Raw genomic sequence first — 22,214 nt, 5'->3', positions numbered from 1 at the left:
GACCAATTGTCCGGAGCGGGAACAGTTGCAGTCTGCGGCCGGCCTTCGGACGCCTGGCGGCTGTTAGCCGAAGGCCTCCACCACGGGGCGGAACTTCATCTTGGTTTCGGCCAGCTCGCGGTCGGGGTCCGAGTCCAGGACGATGCCGCAGCCGGCGTACGCCGTGACGTCGCCGGCGGGAGAGATCTGTGCGCAACGCAACGCGATGGCCCACTCGCCGTCGCCGTCCGCGCCGACCCAGCCCACCGGGCCGGCGTAACGGCCGCGGTCGAACGGCTCCAACTCGCGGATGAGCGCGAGAGCGTCCAGCGTGGGCGTGCCGGCGACCGCCGCGGTCGGGTGCATCGCCGCAATCAGGTCCAGCGAGGTGGACCCGTCGCTCAGGGTGCCCTCGACGTCGGTGGCCAGGTGCCACAGGTTGGGCAGCTTCACCGTGAACGGGATCTCGCTCGTGGTGAGCACCGAGGTGTGCGGGCGCAAAGCGGCGAGCACACTCTGCACGGCGAACTCGTGTTCGTCGCCGTCCTTGCTCGAGGTGGCCAGCGCGAGGGCTGCCTCGAGGTCGGCCGCGGCATCCGCCCCGCGGGAAATGGTGCCGGCGAGCACGCGGGCGTTGACCTCGTTGTGATCGGCCCGGATCAGCGTCTCCGGGCTGGAGCCGACGAGCCCGTCGACGGCGTAGGTCCAGCAGTCCGGGTAGCCCAGGGCCAGCTCGGTCAGCAGCAGGCGCAGGTCGGACTCGGCGGGCAGCCGGCCGACGAGGTCGCGGGCGAGAACCACCTTGCTCAGTTCCTGGGCGCCGATGTGGTCCACCGCGGCGGCGACGGCCGCCCGGTAGCCGGCCGGTTTCAGGGCGCCCGGCAGCAGCGAGATGCGGTATTCGTCGCCGAGCGGGCGCAGCGCCAGCGGAATCTCGGGGGCGGCCTGGCCGGTGGGCCAGATCCGGGTGACCCAGCACTGGCCGTCCTCGCGGCCCACGATCATCTCCGGCACGATCAGCACGCTGGTCTGGCCGGAGAAGTCGTCGAAGGCGAAGGTGCCGAAGGCCAGCAGGCCGGTGCCCGTGCGTGCCAGCGGGTCGGTCACGGTGGCGGCCGCGACGACGTCGCGCCAGGCGGCGGCGGCATCCGCCATGCGGGTAGGACCGGAGAACTCGAGGCGCAGGGCCGTGCCGATGCCGGCGAGGCCCTGGTTGCGGCGCATCCAGAGCAGCGGTTGGCGCTCGTCGAGCAGCAGGATCAGCTGGCGAATGTCGGCAATCGGGGAGGTCTCAACCGTTAGAGCTGGCGCATTCACTTGTCTACCCTAAGCCCGCGCCCGTTGATACCCGGGCCGCGCGCCGCAATCTAGACTGGACCGGTGAGTAGAGCAGATCTTAATAAGCAGCCCGCCCAGGTCGCCGCCATGTTCGATTTGGTCTCGACCCACTACGACCGCACCAACGCGCTGCTCTCGGTGGGCAACGCCTCGCTGTGGCGCGTCGCCACCACCAGGGCCGTCAACCCCCGTCGCGGCGAGCGGATCCTCGACATCGCGGCCGGCACCGGCACCTCCAGCGTGGCCCTGGCGCACACCGGCGCGCACGTCGTGGCCGCCGACTTCTCCGCGGGCATGATCAAGGTGGGCCGCGAACGGCACGCCGACAACCCCAACGTCGAGTTCGTGCAGGCGGATGCCACCCAGCTGCCGTTCGAGGACGGCGAGTTCGACGCCGTCACCATCTCCTTCGGCCTGCGCAACGTGGTGGAGCCCAAGAAAGCCCTCGCGGAGTTCTACAGGGTCACCAAGCCCGGCGGCCGCGTGGTCATCTGCGAGTTCTCCACCCCTCCCGTCGCGCCCATCCGGGTGGGCTACTTCGCCTACCTCAATCACGTGATGCCGCGCATCGTGAAGCTGGCCTCCTCCAACGCCGAGGCCTACGACTACCTGGGCGAATCCATCGCCGCGTGGCCGAACCAGCCCACCCTCAGCGCCTGGCTGCGCGACGCCGGATACGATGCCGTGGCGTACCGCAACCTCAGTCTCGGTATCGTGGCTCTGCACCGCGGAATCAAGACCCAGCACGCCCCCGCTTCAACTTCCTGAAACTCCCAGATCCGATCGTTAGGCTGACAGAGTGAAATTGACCGCCCCCGTGGCCCGCCGGAGCCCGTCGGTAACGTCGCAGCTGGGCCTGAGCGATCGAATCTTCTCCACCGCCGCCGACCGTGGCCTCGCCGCCAGCATCGAGACAGGACTCGACGAGGTGACGTCGAGCCTGCTCGCCGAGCTGGTCTTCGCTGACGAGATCGCCGCTGTCACCAGCCGGTACCTGCTCAACGCCGGCGGCAAGCGTGTGCGCCCGATGCTCGCCCTGCTCACGTCGCACCTCGGCGACGGCACCATCCCCGACGTCGTCCGCGCCGCGACGGCCATCGAGATCACCCACCTCGCCTCGCTGTACCACGACGACGTCATGGACGACGCCGACAAACGCCGCGGCGTGCCCAGCGCCCAGGTCGTCTGGGGCAACTCCATCGCCATCCTGGCCGGCGACCTGCTCTTCTCGCGGGCCAGTCAGCTGATGGGCAGGCTCGGCGAACGCGCCATCCGCCTGCAGGGTGACACCTTCGAACGGTTGGTGCTCGGCCAGCTGCACGAGACCGTCGGCCCGAAGGACGGCGAAGACCCCGTCGACCATTACATCCAGGTGCTCGCCGACAAGACCGGGTCGCTGATCGCCGCCGCCGCCCAGGCCGGCGTCATCTTCTCCAACGCGCCCCAGGAATTCGAGGAGCCCGTCGTCTTGTTCGGTGAGCGGATCGGTGTCGCCTTCCAACTCATCGACGACGTGCTCGACCTGTCGCCGCAGCCCGAGGCGACCGGCAAGGTGCCCGGCACCGACCTGCGTGCCGGCGTCGCCACCCTGCCGCTGCTGCGCCTACGCGAGCGTGCGGCAACGGATGTGCGCGCCGCTGACCTGGCCGCCCGCCTCGAGGCCGATGTGATGAGCAGCGCCGGTGTGGCCACCGAGGCCGCCGACTCCGCCATCACGGCTCTGCGCGAACACGACGTGACCACCCAGACGCTCGCGGAGGCCCACGGTTGGGCCCGTGAAGCCGTTGCCGCCCTCGCCCCCCTGCCGAACGGCTCGGTCAAGAAGGCGCTCACCCGCTTCGCCGAGACCATCGTCGAGCGATCCAGCTAGAAAGGCTTCCATGACCAAGTTGCGATTGGCCATCGTCGGTGCGGGCCCCGCCGGCATCTACGCCGCAGACATCCTCTTGAAGGCCGAGCGGAACTTCGACGTTTCGATCGACCTGTTCGACCACCTGCCGGCCCCCTACGGGCTGGTGCGTTACGGCGTGGCGCCCGACCACCCCCGCATCAAGGGCATCATCAACGCGCTCCGCGACGTGCTGGACCGGGGCGACATCCGCCTGTTCGGCAACGTGCGCTACGGCACCGACATCACCCTCGATGACCTCAAGAAGCACTACAACGCGGTCATCTTCGCAACCGGCGCCGTGCACGACGCCAACCTGCCCATCCCCGGCATCGAACTCGAGGGCTCCTACGGCGCCGCCAGGTTCGTCAGCTGGTTCGACGGCCACCCCGACGTGCCGCGCACCTGGCCGCTCGAGGCCAAGTCCGTCGCCGTGATCGGCAACGGCAACGTGGCGCTGGATGTCTCCCGCATGCTCGCCAAGCACGCCGACGACCTGCTGCCCACCGAGATCCCCGCCAACGTCTATGACGGCCTCAAGGCCTCGCCGGTGACGGACGTGCACGTGTTCGGTCGCCGCGGCCCCACCTCGGTGAAGTTCACCCCGCTGGAACTGCGTGAACTCGGCGAGCTGCCGGACGTGGACATCATCGTCTACGACGAGGACTTCGACTACGACGACGCCGCCCGCGCGGCGGTGGCCAGCAACAAGCAGGTCTTCGTGATCGACAAGGTGCTCAACCAGTGGCGGAAGCGCGAGACGGGCACGGCATCGCGTCGGCTGCACCTGCACTTCTTCGCCCGGCCGGTGGAGGTCACCGACGACGGCAACGGCCACGTCGGCGGCTTCAGGTACGAACGCACCGCACCGGATGGCCACGGCGGCGTGCACGGCACCGGCGAGATCCGGGAGCTGCCGATCCAGGCCATCTACCGGGCGGTCGGCTACTACGGCTCCTCGCTGCCCGGCATCCCGTTCGACAAGAAGCGCGGCGTGATCCCCAACCGCGAGGGCCAGGTGCTCTGGAAGGGTGAGCCCGGCTTCGAGTCCAGCACCGGGTCCCAGCAGATGTACGGCGTCTACGCCACCGGTTGGATCAAGCGCGGACCGGTGGGCCTGATCGGGCACACCAAGTCCGACGCGATGGAGACCGTGCGGCACCTGATCAACGATGTCGGCAACTGGTGGCGGCCCGAAGCGCCCGAGGAGCAGAGCATCGTGGAGCTGCTCGAGTCCCGCGGTGTGGAGTACACCAACCTCGACGGCTGGCACCGCCTCGACCTGCATGAGCTGGCGATCGGTTCCGAGCAGGGCCGCGTGCGCGTCAAGGTCGTGCCGCGCCACGAAATGGTCGAGGTCTCCCGAGCGAACGTCCCCGCCGAACTGTAGTCAAGCCGCGAACTGTGAGTAGAGCCCCGAAAACCCAACGTTTTGGGGGCTTAGCTCACAGTTCGCGTGGTGTCGACTGGCAGGACGACATCCTGGGGAGCGACTACCAGGCAGCCACCCTGCCGCTCGGCAGTGACGGCGAGGGGGAGGTCGTCGCCACCCTGGTGCGGTACCACCCGCCCCTGACCGACCTGGTGTCTCCGGTCGCCCCGGCGCGCGGCACCGATGTGCTCTACCTGCACGGTTGGTCGGACTACTTCTTCCAGACCGGTCTCGCCGAGCATTGGCATGGTCTCGGCGCCCGGTTCTACGCCCTCGATCTGCGAAAGTACGGGCGCAGCCTGCGGGAGTATCAGACGCCCGGCTTCGTGGCCGACCTGGCCACCTACGATGCCGACATCGAAGCCGCTCTCGCCGCGATAGGCCACGGCGAAAACGCCGAACGGCCCTCGGGGCGCAAGCTGGTGCTGATGGGGCACTCGACCGGCGGCCTCACCCTGAGCCTGTGGGTGTCCAGGCACCCGGGCCGTGCCCATGCGCTCGTGCTGAACAGCCCGTGGCTGGAGTTTCAGGCCGGCGGTGTGGGCCGGGCCTTCATCACGCCCCTCGTGCAGCTGGGCGCCCGCGTGCAGCCGCTGGGCACCCTGCCCCAGGTGGACCTGGGCTTCTACAGCCGCTCGGTCTCGGCCGAGTTCGACGGCGAGTGGTCGTACGAACCGCGCTGGCGCCCGCCGCGCGGTTTTCCGCCGCCCCGGGCCTGGCTGAACGCCGTGCTCGAGGGCCACGCCGCCGTGGCGGCCGGGCTGGGCATCGAGGTGCCCGTCCTCACGATGCTCTCGGCGCGATCGACGATCCTGCCGCGCTGGAGCGACCAGATGCGGCACAGCGACAGTGTCCTGGTGGTGAACGACATCGCCAGGGCGGCCGTGCGGCTGGGCACGACGGTGACCGTGGCGCGCATCGAGGGAGCCCTGCACGACGTGGTCCTCTCCGCCGAGGAACCGCGCGAAGCGGCCTACGCCGCACTCACCCGTTGGCTGCGCGCCTACGCGCCCTAACCATCCGCGAACCGTGAGAAAAGCCCCACATCTCGCAAGATTCTGGGGCTTGTCTCACAGTTCGCGGGAGGGACGGCAGGGGGACTAGCGGAAGTTGACGAACTGGAGGGCCACGTCGAGGTCCTTGCCCTTGAGCAGGGCCATGGTGGACTGCAGGTCGTCGCGGCTCTTCGAGCTCACGCGCAGTTCGTCGCCCTGGATCTGGCTCTTGACGCCCTTGGGGCCCTCGTCGCGGATGATCTTGTTGATCTTCTTCGCGTTCTCCTGGTCGATGCCGGCCTTCATGCTGGCCTCGATCCGGTACTCCTTGCCGGAGGCGAACGGCTCGCCGGCGTCGAGGCTGCGCAGGGAGATGCCGCGCTTGATCAGCTTCGACTCGAACACCTCGAGGATCGCCTTGACGCGTTCCTCGGTGTTCGCCTTCATGAGCACCTTCTCGCCGCTCATCTCGATGGATGCGCCGACGTTCTTGAAGTCGTAGCGCTGCGCCACCTCTTTGTGAGCCTGGTTGAGCGCGTTGTCGACCTCCATGGGGTCGACCTTGCTGACGATGTCGAACGTAGAATCTGCCATGGCTTAGTCCGTATCCCTTGGTTTTATGCGGCCTGTGGGGGTGTTGCGGCGAGTGTGCCACAACTTGAGCACCAACTAGAGCCCGAATTACCCCCGAATGGGGGACAGTTGTGGGGTGTGCTGCAGAACCAGTCTACGGCGGGCGCTGGGTAGCCGCAGATGGCGCGGCCCCACCGGCTATGGCCGTATGTCTGAGAGCTTCCCGTACGCCTGATTCATTTCGAGGTCACGTGTTACGCGGGGGCATCAGGTTCACAGCCAGCTTGGAGGATTCATCGGTTCTCGGGTTTGTTAGCCTCACTGTCGGCTGTGGCTGACCCGCATCCTCACCTCCCGCTCATGTTTCTGCTGCGCAGCCAGCTGCTCGAGCGGGCCGGGCATTCTTTCATCCTCGGTGATGTCGCCCAACCAGTCCTCGAGCTCGAGGACTCGCGCGACTTTGATCAAAGTGCGAAGGGACGATCCGGTGCCACACTCGAGGCCATGCACGGCACCCCGGCTCACCGATGCTCGGCGGGCCAGCTCTTCCTGCTCGATGCCGAGATCGATGCGCACGGAGCGAATCTGCGCGCCGATCCGCACCAGCCATTCGTCTGTGGTCCGATTGTGGCCTGGGAAACTCTGAAAAGTGTGCATTAGATCCCCTTTCGTGGCCTTATGTACAGAAAAGAATACCCAGGACCGCTTTTTAGTATCGGCTAGGGGCGTAGCCCTCCCACCAGCCATCGACAGTGGCCGGGTTCGGCTCTGTAATTCCAGTGCCGTACATCAAATCGGCCTCAGCCAAGTCCTGCCGGCGTTCTTCCAGCCATTTGTCTTCGGCCAGCTCCGCGAAGTCCAAGAGAGCGTCGGCGATGGCATCCGCTTCATCGAGGATGGCGGGCTTGGAGGCGGCCAGCCTACGGTGGTGTGAGCGGCGAGCGGTGGAGCGATCCTTGGCTGGCAGTTCGCATGAGAACGGCGTGTTGATTTCGCTGAATTCGGGTTTGGTCATATAAGCAGTCTACCTGAGAATCTCAGCCAACTCACAGGATGCAATCGCTTCGCCGCGATTGCCGCGCATAGGCCTCACATGACCGAAAACTACGAGGCCCACGAACCCACCGAAGCCGAGCTCGCCGCAGCCAGTGCCGCGCTGCACGCCGAGATGATCGCCGCGATGACGGCCACCGGCTTCTTCGCGCAAACTCCCGATGGACGCACGGTCTACGCCGACAGCGAGGACAACTTGCTCACCGCTGTCTACGGCGCAGATTTCTACGGTTCGCTCACCGAGCAGGGGCGCCGCGAGCAGCGGGACTTCCTCGCCGTCATCGCCCACAACGAGGGCGCCTGCCACCTCGACACGACCACGACCACGCGCTTCCTCGACTCGCTCGAAGCCGCCGACCTGATCCGCCACGGAATGATCTTCTGATGTTGCGCGGGATCCTTAGCGGCGTTGCCTTCGCCATGATCGACGCCACACTCGAGCGCATCATTTGCGGCCCGCGGCGCGGCGAGGTCGAATCAATTTAGCTCCGTTCGGCGAATCGCGATCAGCGGGAAACCGCCGACGACTGGAATGAGCGCGTGCACGAAGGTGCCCTACCCGCGCACGAGCGAGACAGCGGCGATGCCATCCATTCTCGTCCGAGGCTGGCGCGGGCGGCTTAGGGTCTCGACTGGGATCGCTGCCGGTGCGCTGAAACGTTCGTGGTCGGATCTGAGGTGGGGCTGGCCCGAGAGACGGCCCGGGTGGGCTAGCTCCCGGCGTTCGCGAGGGCCAGTGGCAGATTGGCGGCGAACCAGGCCGCCACCTCCTCGGCCGAAGCTGTGTCAGGCAGTCCACCGCCAGTGATCGCAACCTCTTGGTCGAACCAGACCCCATGGAACCCGTATCCATTCCCCCAGATTATTGCGCTTCCACCGAGTAACGGTTGCGGTTCGCTGAAAGAAGATCCGGGAGCCGGACTGTTCAGTGCCTCGATGGCAGTTCGACCATCAAGCGGGCGCGCCTGCCAACTGAGGCCCCCGGCCATGCAAGACAAAAACTTGTGGCCCTCGTACTCGGTCACTGCAAGCGTCGCCCACCCTGTGACCTCACTGTCGTACGCGCTCGGGGCTCCGAACGGGCATTTTCCCGGCGAAGCTACCGCTTCCATGAGCGGCGCGAGAGCCGCGGCGAGAGAACCAGGCTCAGGAACGCTGGCGGCATCGACAGGGACCACGGCAGGTGAGCATCCGGTGGTCTCCAGCGTCGACCATAGGATGAGGCCACCGAGCTGGACTTTGCAGTTCTCGGCGGCTGCGTCCGAGCCGGAGGTTCCCAGGAGGACGTAACCCGCCGGTGTTGCCAAGCTCGAAGCGAGAGCCTCGCCCCCGTCCCCAGCGCGGCGGTGAAGATGTCGGATGTTGCGATGGGGCGTTCCTCCGTGGCGTCCGGGTCCAGCGGCTTGGGCACGTCGATGTTGTTGAAGTTTGATCGGGTGCAAGCGACTGTGCCCGGAGAGAACGCCTCGTTCAGTACTTTCACGGCGCCTCCGTTGTTGGTATCGAGGTCGCAGACGGCAGGGTCTGTCCAGTATGGGTAGAGAGCCGGCAGGTAATTCGCTGGCGCGGTCCGCCCGCCGGACTTGTTCGCGATGGTCAGAGCGCCAGTGAGGTTCAACTCGACGTCGACCTCGCCGGGTTTCGCGTTGACGAGACTGGTCGTGGCTGTCGGAGCGGCCACGTTGTAGGTCAGCTGGTACTGATAGCCTTCCCGGTTCGTGTAATCGAAGATCCTCCGGACACCGACGGAGATGGTGGAAGCCCCGCTCCAAACCGTGGGGTCCAAGGGGATTACCTCAGGTGGGGCGCTTGCGGTTGCAGTGGGTTCAGCCGCTTCCGAAGACGGCTCAGCTGCCGGCGCGCTCGAACTTGCCGCGCATCCGGTCAGAAGGAGCAACGACACGGCAACGGACAGGGCGGCGGGACGTCTCATGGTTGCTCACAATGCCTGGGCGCAGGCGCCGGGCTTACCGCGAGACTATTGCTTCGAGGCCGGGTGCGAAACTATGAAGCGGCCCACGTGGCCACAGCACCGCCCCCAGTTCGGGGAAATACCGAGCTGGGGGCGTGCGGCTGGACCGAATCTGTTCGCTCTGTCGCGGGCGCCTCTCGCCTCAGTTCGAGCCTCCGCGGTGAGGGTCGGTGTCAATGGCGATCCGCACCGCTTCCATCCCGATTTGAGAGGGCTGCCAGTCGCCGTAGGCATACTCGGTTTTCCGTCTTGACGTATATTGAACGCCCGGGCGAGCTCGACGGATCGTTTCCTGCTCGCGAATGCCCTCGAGACTCATCTCAAAGTCCCAAGCACGACGGTGATAGCGGTCAAGAGGGAACGGAAGTTCGGGTGCGCTTGCATGGTCCGGCGGAGTGAAGAAGGATTCGAAGCCTCCGCCGCCGTGAGATGCAGTAAAGCGGACATCGATGCCGTCTCCGCGGTCGATTTGCCAGAATGCAGCTATCACCTGCGTGGATATGTTTCCCGTGTTGACGACTTCCATGCTGAACCCAGCGATGTGTTGCCCGGGCGCGGTGCTGCGTTGCCCGAGCCATTGTTCGCCGGTTACCTCAATCACCGGGCGATCCCAGCGCCACGCTCTCCATGCGGTCCAACCAGCTGTTGCCAAGGAAACGAGCAGTGCGCAGGAGGCTAAAACATCGGAATAACTCACTTGATGAGTCTTTCAGTTCGCTGTCCGGATGGCGACGGGATGACCGCAATGTCAGACGACCCGGCTGCGCTGGGCGGAGAGCGCTGCCGGTCTGCGTCGCGGCCGGCGACCGCACTATCAGTCACCATCCGAGGGTTGGATGATGGGAGCTGAGCCCACGCCGCACCGAGCCGTCGCTAGGTCACCAGATGACGATACCCTGGCCGTGAACTGTATGTTGTTGCGTCTAGTTGGCCGATAGCCCGCGACACGTACTCGAGCCTCATCGCCACCCGGATGGAACTAGACCGTGCCCGCTGATCCCGAAGCCACAAGCTGGCTTCTCAGCGCACCCGACGGCCAGCTCCCGCCGCCACCGGTGGAAACCAGCCAGCAGGTTCTGCCGATCGGGGTTTTGAGTCCGGAGGACACCGAGCGGCTATTCCTCCGAGTACTGCTCGCAATCGAAGACGTCGAACAGGCCTCGCTCTATGGAACGCCCGGCCAGAAGCAAGATGGGATCGACGTCTACGCTCGGCTTCGACTCACTCTCGAGAGCAATGAGGCTCCGCTCGATTACGTGACGCTGCAGTCCAAGCGTCTCGATAAGCTCACGCCCGCCCTACTTCGGAAGGCAGTGTCGACATTCCTCAAGGGAAAGTGGGTGGATCGAAGTGCGCGCTTCTACTTTGCGACGACGCACTCGCTCCGACCGGTCGCCCTTGCTGATGAGTTGACCGAGCAAACGGATCGCCTGGCCAAGGCCGGTGTCGTGCTGGTGCCTTTTGGGGCCGAAGAGTTGTCGCTCGAACTCAAAGAACTGCCTCGCCTTGTCGACGACTTCTTCGGCCGCGAATGGGTGGAGATCCACTGCGGCCCGGGCGCGCGCAAGTCGCTAGACGACAGGCTCGACCGGGTCAGCTACGACCGTTTCCGCGTGGCGCTTAGGGAATTCTACGGCGACGAACTTCGGCTGCACGCGGGAGGAGCCAGCGCGTCGAGTCTGGAGATTCTAGACGTCGCACCGCGGGAGAGAGCAGTTAACAACGACACCTCCCTGCCGGACTCGTCCCCGATACACGTCTCTGCATTGACCGATGAGGATTCTATTGATCGGCGCTTTCGACCCCACACCGCAGTTCGACGAACTCGGGTACTCCGAGACTTCGGAGATGACGTCGGCACCGAGGTGCGCGTCCCACTAGACCACTGGGTTGCCGATCGCCGGCGGACGCTGCTCGTCGGTGCGGCCGGCACCGGCAAGAGCACCTTTCTTCGGTTCCTCGCCGCCGATCTCCTGTCTGAGGAGCCTCGAGCCGCGGACCTAATGGTGAAGGCCGGCGAGCAGCTCCCGCTCTGGTTGCCCTTTTCATTTCTGTGCAAGCACCTAAGCGAGAGTACTTCGAACTCGATTCTCTCGGCTGTGCAGGCATGGTTCGCTAGTCACGATCTAGATGAGCTCGCCAAGATGGCACCCGTGGTTCTGCGCGATCACCGACTCTTTCTCATTATCGATGGAGTTGACGAGTGGACTACTGCCGATCAGGCGCGCAGCGCCCTGCAGCTGCTCGAGAGCTTCCTGAATGCGTCCGGGGCGCGAGCGCTGCTGTCGACTCGCCCTTATGCCAAGGGTGAAATCCCGCGGAAGCTTGGGTGGTCGGAGGGTCACCTTGCCCCTTTGAGCCGAACGCAGATCTCGCGGATTGTTCGGCGTCTCGTCCAGGGGCCGGACGCGAAGGATGTGCTCGGGGATATCGAGGCGTCACATGAGGCGGCGAGTCTCGCGCGCGTGCCGCTATTCCTCGCGTTGCTGATCGAGCTACATCTCGCGGGCCAGTTCCAAAGCACAAAGCTGGCCATCATCGACGAGTTCGTTTCTCGCTTTCTCGCCGAGATGCCACGTCTTCGCTCAACTCCGTCGGCCGCTCCGCTGGCCGACGATCAGATTGGTGTTGTCGTTGGGGAGCTAGCTTGGGAACTTCGACGCGTCAGCGCATCGGGTTTCGCCTCGGTTCACGATGTAAGGAAGCTGCTCATCGACATCCTTGTGCGGCAGTTCTCGCTCGACCAGGGGACAGCGCTCCAGTGGGCTGCAAATGTATTCGATTCTGCGCAGCGTCGCTTCGCAGTGCTCGTTTCACATGGAGCTGATCGGTACGGTTTCGTTCACCGGCTTATCCTCGAGCACCTCGCTGGGCAGCATCTCGCTGCGCAGCGTCTCGAGGTTCAGGAAGAGCGATTCGCTGAGCTGATCGACGATCCGTCCTGGCGGGACGTGCTCGTGGCGATGATCTCTGAGTCCGTGCAACGAGACGCACTCGAGGTAGCCCTCCTGAAGCGGCTCGGGGACTCAAGCGGACCCGTCGACCAGCGGTGGGAGTTTGCAGCGGAGCTGCTCTCGGCCCGCGTCGAGCTATCAACGGCAACGACGGACGTCATCGTTGCAGGCATTGCAGATCGAATCGAGAGCAGCCCGTGGCGTGCACACCGCGCGCGGTTGGCTCGGTCGCTGGGCGAGGCCTATGGTGGGCCGGCCTTCGACGAGGAAATGGCCGAGCGCGCATCGAATTGGCTCCGTGGCGCGATCTCGGATCCGCGCACCGGTCTTTGGGCCTCCCGCCACGTCGATTCGTCAAAGGAAGCGGCTGTTCGTCGGACCCTCCTGTGGGGACTTCGCCTCCCCAGCTGGGGTGTGCGAATCACGGCTGCGGATGCTTTTCGAGTTCGCTACTCATCGCGGCCTTTCGATGAGACCGTGGTCGAGTCCATCCGCGGTGAGGGAGACACCGAGGTGCAGGCCGTCCTTCTTCTCGCGGCCGGGTGGGCGTGGAAGCACGACGCCCTGGCCGCACTCGTCGAATGGGCAAGCCAACAGCCATCGATGGCCCTGAGGTGTGTGGCTCTCAATCTGAGACACAGGTGGGGTGAACTCAATAAGCAAAGCGACCTGCGGGAGAGCGACCTCAACATGGTCCGTCGTCGCCTCGAGGGCGGTGAATATGACACGACCTGGCTCTCGCTCACGAACGACCTGCTCCCTGTCGTTTTTCCATTCGAAGAGACTGAGTGGCGAGACTCTGCCCTGAATGTCCTAACGGGCGAGCGATACGGAAATGCCGCGCGAGACGTCGCCTACCGTCTTGCCTGCGGTCCCTTTGCCGCTGACGATCGCTTCAGGCAATGGGCGGTCGAAGAAGAACTTAGAGGCGAACACCCGTTCCTGTCTTTCGACGCTCGGCTGGTACCGACAATATGGGCAAGCGATCCCGAATACGAGGCGGCGGTCATCGGCGGGATCACTCGCTACAGCGGGCATTCGTTCGGGGGCGCAGGCGTCGAGCACATCCAAGGGCTCCCGCCGACGGCGGCTCTCCGGGACGCGCTTCTGGCGAATCTTGATACGGATCGACCCACTCCGCTCGCGTACGAGCTGTGGAACCAGTTCGCCACGGATGAGGTTGTCCAAGACGCGATGCGAACTCGGCTCCAAAGCGGTCCTGAAGTAGCTGGAAAGTACTCCTACGCTGCAACGATGGTCCTCGGAAGAAGCGAGGGCTTCGCCCGTCTAGTCGAACTCGCGCGATCGGCTGTTTCAGATAAGCCATCTGAGTCGAACGATGCGCTGCGAAACGCTCTCGCGACTGAATGGCATGACCTAAAGGCGGTAGCTGGCGACACCTCTGAGGCAGGGGAGAATCGGGCGGAATCTCGCGCCATCGTCGACAGCTACAACGAGGACGAGCTGGCCACTCTGTGCCTGGTACCAAAGCCGACTCACATTGATTGGGGCATCGACGACTATTTCCAGGCGTTCGCCGGAACTGAAGGAGCACGCGCCAGGGCCCGTGAGTGGCTGGCAGACCCACACCTCACGATCGCGCAAGTGCCCGAGATCCTCCCTGGCGCAATTCTTTCCGGCTTCGGGTGGACGACCGACCCGGGTACCGAGGACATCCTGGACTCCGGGTTCGGTCTTCTTCGCTTCCTCGACGTCGACATCCGCGAAATGTTCATACGCGGGCTCGGCAACTCTCGCGCAGAGACAAAACAGCTACTCCGCCTGGCTGGCCACTGGCAGCACGACTCGGATGATGCGTGTCTGCGAGCGTGGGCGACCGTTTTCGGTTCCCGACTCCGAGAGGATCTCCCATCGGACATAGCGGATACGATACGAGGCGCCATTCACGAACTTCTCGTACGGCGAGGGACACGAAATGAAGAGACGCGTCAGGCCGGATGGGTCGCTGCTCTGGCGGCGGCGGATCTCAGCTTGCTCGTAGGCGCCGACGGACAGTCTTCCCCTCCGTCAATCAGTCTCCGTGAAAAGTTCGTACGGCACAACGAAGCCCTGATCGCACTGATCGGGTCGAACTGGGGCGAGCTGCGCAACATGTTTGGTTCGGACCTCGAGGGGCTCATCGACGCTCCCGAGCCGTCTCGGCACCGACCAGCGCAGATGTGGACGGCGCTCGCGGGAGCACCCGACAAGTCACCAGCGCTGGAGGAGGATTTGCGCCACGCTGTCAGGACGATCACCCAGTTGAGGTCAGAGCCCCGCGTCGTTCAGTGGGCGGCGGCGGGCGAGTACAGCGAGGAGCACTTGCGATTGCTCTTGCTCCACGACAAAGGACATGGGCACGGCAACAGATTCTCGGACGACGCGGCGTCGTTAATACGTCGTGCCGGTGCGTGGACCATCGATCCAGAGCGCCTCAGCGCATTGCTCATCGGTGACGAGGTGCCAGATGCCAGGGCTCGTGCCTACTCGTCCTGTATGTCAAATGACAGCCGCGCCCTTCACGCCGAATTGCTTCCCGACCATCCGGTCTCGAAAGCACTGCTCTCCGAACTGTACGAGTGGTTCGCGTCTGACGACCGCATCGCCCTGGAATGGAACTGGGAGAGCGTGGCCGGCGTATCCATTGGCGCGATTGATGCCGAAAGGCTGCCCGACTTGCTCCTTCGCATCTACCAGCGCCTTCGAATGGGGGCCACGGTGGAGATGGATGTGCTCGCTGCGAAGTCGCGTGCGCGCCTGAGTTCAGACCCGGCTGCCGTTGAGTCGGTAGAAGCGGCCGTCCGGGCGACCTCAAGCCTGCCCCAGGCCGACGGACTGTTTACACCAGTCGGCGACAATGCGCCGAGCGGGAGCCAGCGCGTTTCGCTCGCGTTCCTGCTCGCGGGGGCGGGGCGCCTCGATCCGGCGCTGCTTGACTGGCTCGCAGCGCACCTACCGACCCGCGAGTCGCCGATGATCGACCCGCTGACGGACTTCGAAGGTTCGATCCGGATCCAGCTGGCCGAACTCAGCGACCTCGTGAAGCCGACCCGGTAGACAGATGTTCATGGAAGCTACAGCTGAACCCGTTCTCACTTCACCCCCCCCCTGTATTGGTGTCGCCGCTTTTGCATATTAACCAGTACAAACAGGCGTCCCGTGTGGTTGATACGAAAGACTTGGTGGCGTAACGAGGGGATTGATGATGGCGATGATCAACCGCCCCTCCGGTTGGCACTCGGAGGCGAGAATCCTTGAACCATGATCGAGATGAGATCGAAGCGACTCCTGTGACGGACGCAGCCCATCTCTGGACGACACTCCTTGAGCGCCGAATGCTCCGCCCGCAGGATTACGATCAAGATATCGACCTGGCACTGCGGACGTGGCTTCAGATTGACAGTACGACTTCGGTTGCCGCCGCTCTCGTTGGCCAGAACCGCTCAGCCCAAGAGCTGATCGAGAAGATCATGGAGTCAGTCGGACCGTTCGTGGCCATGCTTCGAGGCTTGCTCGGACTCTACGAGGAGATAGGCGCGCGAAGCGCCACCAACGACAACCTCCGCATCGAGTTCGAGTTCAACGAAGGAGAAGTTTCGATGCTCCTGCGGGAGTTCCGCGAAATAGTCCGTCGATGGGAAACCATCGAATCCATGACCCCGACGCTCCAGTTCTCCAACGACACCGCCTGGAAGGACTTGTTCCCTACCTTCGCGAGCCGGGACGATGCCCTGCGCATCTTCGGATCGAACGACTATGTTCATGTTCCGGACGCAGTCCCGGATTTTCCCGCGACTGGCAACGAGGACGCCGATGCGGCACTCTCCTCTTATCGGGGGGTCCTGGTCCGCTACCTCGCGGTCCTCAAATCACTCGCCCCCAACCGCGAGGCACTGGGGACATGGATCGAGACACTTCGAGGGTTACCTGAAAGCGACAACTTTCGGACGCTCGCCTACTCGGCGACGGACTTCTGGCTCTTCATCCAGACCACCCGCGGGATCCTGTTCGCTGAAGCAGTGCGAGACGGGACTGCGTCGGCGGATGACGCGCAGCTGCAGAGCATCCAAGGATGGGTAGATGGCTTCCGCATGGCGCAAGACCCGGCTGTCATCCGCAGAGCCGTCGACGAATTCGCGGACATCCTCTCCCTGCCGGTCTGGGGGTTCCGTCACGAGCTCTATTCCGCATGGCTGGTCACCCAGATCGAAGAAGCAGTAGGGCCGATGCGTTTCGATACGGTCGAGGGCGCTCTACGCTTCTCGTTTAGACCGACCCGAATCGCCGAGGTGGACTCCCCATCAGGGGTGATCGAGCTCTGGTGCGAGGTCCAATCCCCGATCACGAACCCCATCGGACATGGCCGCGTGGATAACATTCAGCCGGACTACCGATTTATACAGACCCCCACTGACGCGCCAGCTACCGACAAAGCAGTCCACACCATCGGTGCCATAGAAGCCAAACAGTACTTGAGGTCCGCGAAGAAGAACCCCGGCGAGGCTCTCGCCGACTACGCAAAGGGACTTCCAAACGCGTTGGTCATACTCGCGGCATATGGGCCAGTCAGCCCTGGTGCCCAGCTCCTCGTTCATCCTGACCACCGAAATCGCGCCGACGCCATCGCTCACGTTCGTCCCGGCTCCCCGTCCGCACAGTCTAATTTCCGCGACGCGGTAACGGCGATCATCCATCGGAACATCCTTGCGGTTGCCCCATTCACACTCGAACTGCGGTGGTCACCGCAGGTAGATGACTTGGACCTGCACATCACAACTTCGGACTCACATCTCTACTTTCGAATCCCACGTCTCCCCTTCGGTGAACTGCGCGAAGACGCGATTGACGGCGGCCCTGAGTTCATCGACATCCGCGACTTGACAACCGACCTAGAACTGCGGGTGCACCTCTACTCAGGCGCCTCCCTCGACGCCGCCGAACCAATCCTCATTATCTGCGGGGGCGATGCTGTCGCGGCCGTACTGAGTCGAGTACCCGGGGGCGAAGGCCCGTGGTGGAACGTCGCGACGATCCGAAAAAACGGCGAAATCGTCGTCTCGTCGCAAACGCGTGTTGAAGTCGGGAGCCCACCATCGATGCGCGGTAATGATAGGTAGTGGAGAGAGGGCTGAACCTGGGGTTAGCCGCCCCCCCGGGGTGCGGCACGTGCTCATCCAACGGGCATCGACGGAACCGCGCTAATAGGCGTACCTGCCTCCATTGGGAACTTCACGACGGGCGGCCTTATCTCGGGGAACCAGATGGGCAGCGGGGAAGCGAGTTCGCTGCGTGCAGTGTTCGTCGACGCATGGTGGATTCGATGCGACGAAGGGGTTCAGGCGGCCTGAGAGTCGAGCGTCCGGGGCCGGTCGAATTGCTGCCGTCATCGAAGCTTCGTCCAAGCGAAGCCCTGCGAGACCTTCCGTTGCTGACGACCGCTAATGCCTAGCCCTTGAAGCTCGGACTCATCCTGCTGTTGTACCTGACCCCAGCCCCTGGCTCTCGGACAAGTGGATCGACTGCAGGTTCCGGCCGCAGTCGCGCCTGGAGTCTTGAGGGTCGTCGTCAGCGCCGATCCCTGGCGGGAGGCTGCTTCCTCTCATCATGGATGACAGATTTCTGAGGCGAACGATCCGCACGGGCCTGGGCGGTGTTCCCCTTGTTCTCGCCATTCATGGCGAAATGGGGCCCTCGCCGGTTCCGAGTGGAGACGGCAAAAAGCCGCCCTCGAGCCGTCTACGTCCAAAACTCTAGGGGTACCTATTTCTTTGAGAATAAGAGAATAAGAGAACAAGGCCGACCTGGGGGAGCCCGTTCATCCATCGGAAGCTCCTAGTTGGAACGTCCACCGCTCCTGAGTTCCGACAGGGTCATTCGGACTCCGTCGGAACGGGGTACAGCATGGCAATGGCAGAGTACGAATCCTGCATCACACCGCTTTTGGCTTTGGCCGAAAACAGCGACACCGTTACCGGTGTCACCTTCGCGACGAGCACGGCTGCACTTGTCGGACATGTCAGTCGGACGCTCATCGTCGTAGGCCAAGAAGACTTCATCGCTGTGGAGGCCGTGGCCCCGGCCGGCGTCGTCATCGTCGGTGTCTCGAGCGAGAACGCGTGGCACGACGCTGACGGAAATCCTGCTGAGGCACTCAACAGGATCATCGACCGCGCTAGTGCAGACTCCAGTGTTGTGATCTGGATGGCGGGCGCAGCAACCAATGCGGCGTTGCATGACGAGGCCAAATTGCTCGGCCTGCATTTTGCCTATCTCGGGGCAAGCTCGGTCAAGTACGTGCGCGAGGGACACGCAGCGACGATCCTGGGCGCTCGTCCCGACGATGCTGAGGAGCGCCGTTCGTATCTGGCCAGAATCATTGACGCTGCGGGTGGTTTGGGAAAACGCCCGCCTGTCGGCCGCCCTAAGAAATCAAAGGTTCCCGCTGCTCGGGCGTCGACTCGCGGTGGTTCGGCGATTGCGCCGAACGTTGACATGGACAACGGCACCATTTGGGTGGCAGGCAGTGAAGGTCAGCGTGTCGTCATTGCTGAGTTTGCGGCCACAATCACGGCGACTTACAGAGTATTCGACGACTTGAAAGACCCGGGAGCCAACGACGCCACGTTTATGCACGATCTTGAGATCGTAACCGTGCGGGACGGTCGCCGTGTGGAGCACAGTCTCTCCGCAATCTCGGACGCCAACCTGCAGCACCCTCGCGGTTGGCTAAACAAGCTTCCAGGGGGAACCCAAGTCGTCTACTCAGTCATGAACAGAACCGGAGAAGCCATCGCATCGGCGATCCGAGCCCACGAACCAGCTGGCACAATCCCACAGATCGACGTACTGACCCGCACAGGTTGGCACGAGACCAGCGACGGCATGATCGGGTTCCTCTCCGTATCCGGCCTTCTGACGGCCGACGGGATGTGCGATCACGCCCGCTCCCAACTTCCCAAAAGCCTAAGCATGATCGCGCTGCTCGATACGGCACTGCTCGAACGTAAGAAGGAGATCCAGGCGGCGCGGAATACCAGGGCGATGTACAAAGAACTGACGGATGCGAATGTCTTCATCGCCCTGTGGGGCGTGGCCTGCCACGCCGTCGCGGGTCTCGGGCTCGGGGCGGTCGGAGTTCTCGTGGGCAAGCCCGGATCTGGCAAGTCAACCGTCGCTTACGGCATAAGCGCTCACGCTGCCAAAGAGTTCAACCCCGACGGCCGCGGCATGTTCACCGTCGACGCCACCACGGCAAACGTGAACCGGGCGGGAAGTGCCCTGCACGAGCTCTTCTTCATCATCGATGATGCACGCAAGCGTGAGACAGCCAGAAAGGCTGAAGCCATGGCGGAAGGCATCGAGCTCATCGTTAGAAGAGGGTACGCCGGCGGCTTCGCTGGCCACGCGGGAAGTGTGCAGAACCCCGCAACGGGCGTCTGGGAGTCGGGAGTGCCAGACCTCGGCTCACCGGCAATGCTGCTGATCGGTGAGCAGCTGCCAGATAGTGAAGGGGACGGACTCGACAGCACGAAGGAGCGCATGTACCCCGCTCAGATTGAGCTCGGGCAGAATATCTTCCGGTCAGGCAACGCCCGCCGCTACATCGAACTTTCCACGTCTGAGCTGCCGCAGGTGCATCTTGCAGCGTTCATCTCGTGGCTCGCTGCTCAAATGAGCGGCGATACTGATGGCCGCGCTGGATGGACGGCACGTTGGGAAGCCGTACGCCGATCTGCGGAGGATGCGCGCGCTGATATTCCGGTGTCCACCCGCGTACGGAAGGTCAGCGTCGTCCCGCAGATCGGGATGAACGTGTGGCTGGCGTACCTGCTGGCCATCGGCGCCATAGACGAACAGGAGTATGAGGATGATCTTGCCGAGATTGAAGTGCTTACGCGAAAAACCGCCCTCACACACGGAACAGAAAATGTGACCACCTCCGGTTTCGAGTGGGAGAGCATCATGAACTCCCTCCGGGCCTCGTATGCGTCTGGGTTGGCGGTCATCATCCGTGCGAAAAGGGGTGGCAATGCTGGCGACCATGTGGACCCGGACTTCCAACTCACTCAAAAGCTCTTGGGATTCGAAAAGGTCGGGAGGGGCGACACGCCGACCTATCTGGCAATGCAGCCGCGAGACGTTCTGGCCATCCTGAGGACGGAGTCGAAGTACCGCGGCCTGACTGAGAAGGATCTCATCGCGAAGTTCGCTCCCGTGGCCCTCACCGACCCGGGCAAGAAGCACAAGATCGCAGTGTTCGGGGGTGTCAGGACCCAGACCCTCTCAATTCCGATGGCGCTCTTCGAGAACGAGCGGGCTGACGCCATCAGCCAGTCCGCGACCGATCAGACGAACCCGGCGAGTGCAGCATGAGCACGTTCGCCCAGTACCTCGAATGCACCCGCGGACCGCTCGCTGTGCAGCTCGCTACGAGCCGCATCGCAGTTCGGATCACGGACAGCTGCGGCTCGACCTTCATCGCTGAAGGCGTCGACGCCGCCCGTCAAGTCTTCGTTGACGCGGCAACAGCCCGCCGCCGCCTGTGGCACAACGATCTCGCTCTGCTCCAAACCACCCACCGTGGGCAGCTCACGACGCTTGGCTGGCCGCGAATCTATGACGGACGGACCGTAGATCGGGCGCTAGCGCCGAGTTACCGTAAGCCAGCCCCGAGTGGGGGCCAGCCTCTCGCCTCGCTCCTGACGGCGCACGGCAGCGCGCTGGCTCGTCATCGGTCGCACGCGATTCTCATCGAGGGCGAAGCCCATATCTGGCACACCAGAATGGCGCGGGGCTACATCGTCGATCAGAACTATCTCGCGCGCCAGCGGCAATCCCGGCACCGAGAGCTGGCCGAGCTGTCCCGCATCGTCGGAACAGACATCCGCCAGGGAGAGTTGCTGCAAGCGGAATTCCTCGACTCGATCGGCGTGTCGTACGCGAAGGCAGGTTGGGGGTGGACCGCTCCAAGCAAGTGTGACGCCACCGCCGTTACCCAGGAGAACTCGGCTTTGTGGGCAGCGTATGTGTCCGGGTACGCCACGCTCAAGCGGGTGCAGATCCTCGATGGGCTTCATCGTCGCCTGGACAATGACGGCCGCCTGCGTCCGAATTGCCAAGCGAACTCTGCACGCACCGGCCGTGTCTCTATCAGCGACCCGGGCCTAATGGGCTTGATGACTGAGTTGCGGGGCGTGATCCTTACCGAAAATCCGCGCGGCTCCATCGTCGGCGTTGACCACACCAACGCGGAGATGAAAGTCCTCGCGTGGTACATCAACTCTCCGTCGTTCACGCTCCTTGTGAACTCATCCGACATCTACCAAAAGTTGGCCGACTGGGCAGGCATTCATCGCAAGATCGCTAAAAGAGCTCTGATCGCGTTCACGTATAACCAACGGTTCCCGTCGTTGGCAAAGCAAGTCGGCGCCGAGTTAGCTCACCAACTGATCGAGGGCATCACCACGCTTTTGCCCGAGATCGGACCCTGGCGGGAAGAACAGGCGGCCAGATCAAGGCGAGGTGAGCCATTGGAGACGCTGTACGGTCGCCCACTGCCGCGACTCACCGGCGCAGAGGATGACGCGCACGGGAAGGCGGGAAATCTCCTCGTACAGGGCGGAGCGCGCGACGCGTGGGGTGTCGCCCTGCGAGCCGCGACCGCTGTTGAACTCGACCTGTTCTTACCTCTGCACGACGAACTATTCGTGGAATCTGCACCTGGTCACGAGCGCCTCACCTCGGCTGCGCTCATGTCGGCTATGACCGTGGACCTCGGACGTGGACTTGTCCTGACCGGTACGCCATCAATTTCCCGCGGCCGTTGGGCAAGGCCCTAAGCAACCGCAAACGCACTGTGAGGTCCCGCCGGCATGCCGGCGGGGCCTCTTTCGTACCCCCAGTGAGGGGGACGTATTCATCGATTTTGGGCTCCCAGAGGCCAAAAAACCGTGAAAACGGCCATTTCAGGGCCTCGAGGGGCCAGCCGCCTGCCATCAGCCAGCACAGAACCCAGTGTTCCCGTCCAACC

15 protein-coding genes are annotated in these 22,214 nt (G+C 63.8%); 9 read left to right on the top strand and 6 right to left on the bottom strand.

The genetic code is table 11. The features are described 5' to 3' along the window. Window positions 1-63: 63 nt before the first annotated feature. Window positions 64-1,296: an isochorismate synthase MenF gene (locus tag CXY76_RS03295; protein ID WP_233199534.1), complete on the bottom strand. Its 1,233-nt coding sequence runs from the start codon at window positions 1,294-1,296 to the stop codon at window positions 64-66. A gap of 63 nt (window positions 1,297-1,359) precedes the next feature. Here CXY76_RS03295 and CXY76_RS03290 point away from each other — a divergent pair, with 63 nt between their 5' ends. From CXY76_RS03290 to CXY76_RS03275, 4 genes are read left to right on the top strand one after another with little or no spacing between them, the layout of a single operon-like run. Beyond that, window positions 1,360-2,085, top strand: a complete 726-nt coding sequence (locus CXY76_RS03290; protein ID WP_233199533.1) for a class I SAM-dependent methyltransferase — start codon at window positions 1,360-1,362, stop codon at window positions 2,083-2,085. Between the two features lie 31 nt (window positions 2,086-2,116). Continuing rightward, window positions 2,117-3,187: a polyprenyl synthetase family protein gene (locus tag CXY76_RS03285; protein ID WP_104162836.1), complete on the top strand. Its 1,071-nt coding sequence runs from the start codon at window positions 2,117-2,119 to the stop codon at window positions 3,185-3,187. Between the two features lie 10 nt (window positions 3,188-3,197). Further along, window positions 3,198-4,595 (top strand): FAD-dependent oxidoreductase, encoded by a 1,398-nt coding sequence (locus tag CXY76_RS03280; protein ID WP_104162835.1) that lies wholly within the window; start codon window positions 3,198-3,200, stop codon window positions 4,593-4,595. 14 nt (window positions 4,596-4,609) lie between these two features. Further along, a complete protein-coding gene (locus CXY76_RS03275) occupies window positions 4,610-5,653 on the top strand; it encodes an alpha/beta hydrolase (protein WP_104162834.1) in 1,044 nt (347 codons plus the stop codon). A gap of 84 nt (window positions 5,654-5,737) precedes the next feature. Here CXY76_RS03275 and CXY76_RS03270 read toward each other — a convergent pair whose 3' ends face one another. The 3 genes from CXY76_RS03270 to CXY76_RS03260 all read right to left on the bottom strand — a co-directional run bounded on the left by CXY76_RS03270 (window position 5,738) and on the right by CXY76_RS03260 (window position 7,220). Continuing rightward, window positions 5,738-6,226, bottom strand: coding sequence for a YajQ family cyclic di-GMP-binding protein (locus CXY76_RS03270; protein WP_104162833.1), 489 nt, complete (start codon window positions 6,224-6,226; stop codon window positions 5,738-5,740). 297 nt (window positions 6,227-6,523) lie between these two features. Further along, entirely contained in the window at window positions 6,524-6,862 is a 339-nt protein-coding gene (locus tag CXY76_RS03265; protein ID WP_158253830.1) for a helix-turn-helix domain-containing protein, read from the bottom strand. 52 nt (window positions 6,863-6,914) lie between these two features. Beyond that, the gene (locus CXY76_RS03260) at window positions 6,915-7,220 is read right to left on the bottom strand and encodes a hypothetical protein (protein WP_104162831.1); all 306 of its coding nucleotides are present in this window, start codon (window positions 7,218-7,220) and stop codon (window positions 6,915-6,917) included. A gap of 78 nt (window positions 7,221-7,298) precedes the next feature. Here CXY76_RS03260 and CXY76_RS03255 point away from each other — a divergent pair, with 78 nt between their 5' ends. After that, complete coding sequence (locus CXY76_RS03255; RefSeq protein ID WP_104162830.1) at window positions 7,299-7,643, top strand: hypothetical protein; 345 nt, start codon at window positions 7,299-7,301, stop codon at window positions 7,641-7,643. 714 nt (window positions 7,644-8,357) lie between these two features. Here CXY76_RS03255 and CXY76_RS19170 read toward each other — a convergent pair. Together CXY76_RS19170 and CXY76_RS19165 are read right to left on the bottom strand one after the other, a co-directional pair. After that, on the bottom strand, window positions 8,358-9,044 hold the full coding sequence (locus CXY76_RS19170; protein WP_146073358.1) for a hypothetical protein: 687 nt from the start codon (window positions 9,042-9,044) through the stop codon (window positions 8,358-8,360). 328 nt (window positions 9,045-9,372) lie between these two features. Further along, the gene (locus tag CXY76_RS19165; protein ID WP_146073357.1) at window positions 9,373-9,927 is read right to left on the bottom strand and encodes a hypothetical protein; all 555 of its coding nucleotides are present in this window, start codon (window positions 9,925-9,927) and stop codon (window positions 9,373-9,375) included. 289 nt (window positions 9,928-10,216) lie between these two features. On the opposite strand from CXY76_RS19165, the gene CXY76_RS03250 reads away from it, so the two are divergent. From CXY76_RS03250 to CXY76_RS03235, 4 genes are all read left to right on the top strand, one after another. Further along, a complete protein-coding gene (locus tag CXY76_RS03250) occupies window positions 10,217-15,241 on the top strand; it encodes an NACHT domain-containing NTPase (RefSeq protein WP_104162829.1) in 5,025 nt (1,674 codons plus the stop codon). A gap of 233 nt (window positions 15,242-15,474) precedes the next feature. After that, entirely contained in the window at window positions 15,475-17,301 is a 1,827-nt protein-coding gene (locus CXY76_RS03245; protein ID WP_104162828.1) for a hypothetical protein, read from the top strand. Window positions 17,302-18,091: 790 nt separating this feature from the next. Then, window positions 18,092-20,557 carry an ATP-binding protein gene (locus CXY76_RS03240; protein ID WP_146073356.1) on the top strand — a complete coding sequence of 822 codons (2,466 nt, stop codon included), beginning with the start codon at window positions 18,092-18,094 and terminating at the stop codon, window positions 20,555-20,557. Continuing rightward, window positions 20,554-22,023, top strand: coding sequence for a DNA polymerase (locus tag CXY76_RS03235; RefSeq protein ID WP_104162826.1), 1,470 nt, complete (start codon window positions 20,554-20,556; stop codon window positions 22,021-22,023). The genes CXY76_RS03240 and CXY76_RS03235 overlap by 4 nt, the downstream gene beginning before the upstream one ends. Window positions 22,024-22,214 lie beyond the last annotated feature (191 nt).

This window comes from Cryobacterium sp. N22 (assembly GCF_002929555.1).
Lineage (GTDB): Bacteria > Actinomycetota > Actinomycetes > Actinomycetales > Microbacteriaceae > Cryobacterium.
Note: the sequence above shows the minus strand (reverse complement) of the source record. Positions and strands in the feature narration are given on the sequence as shown.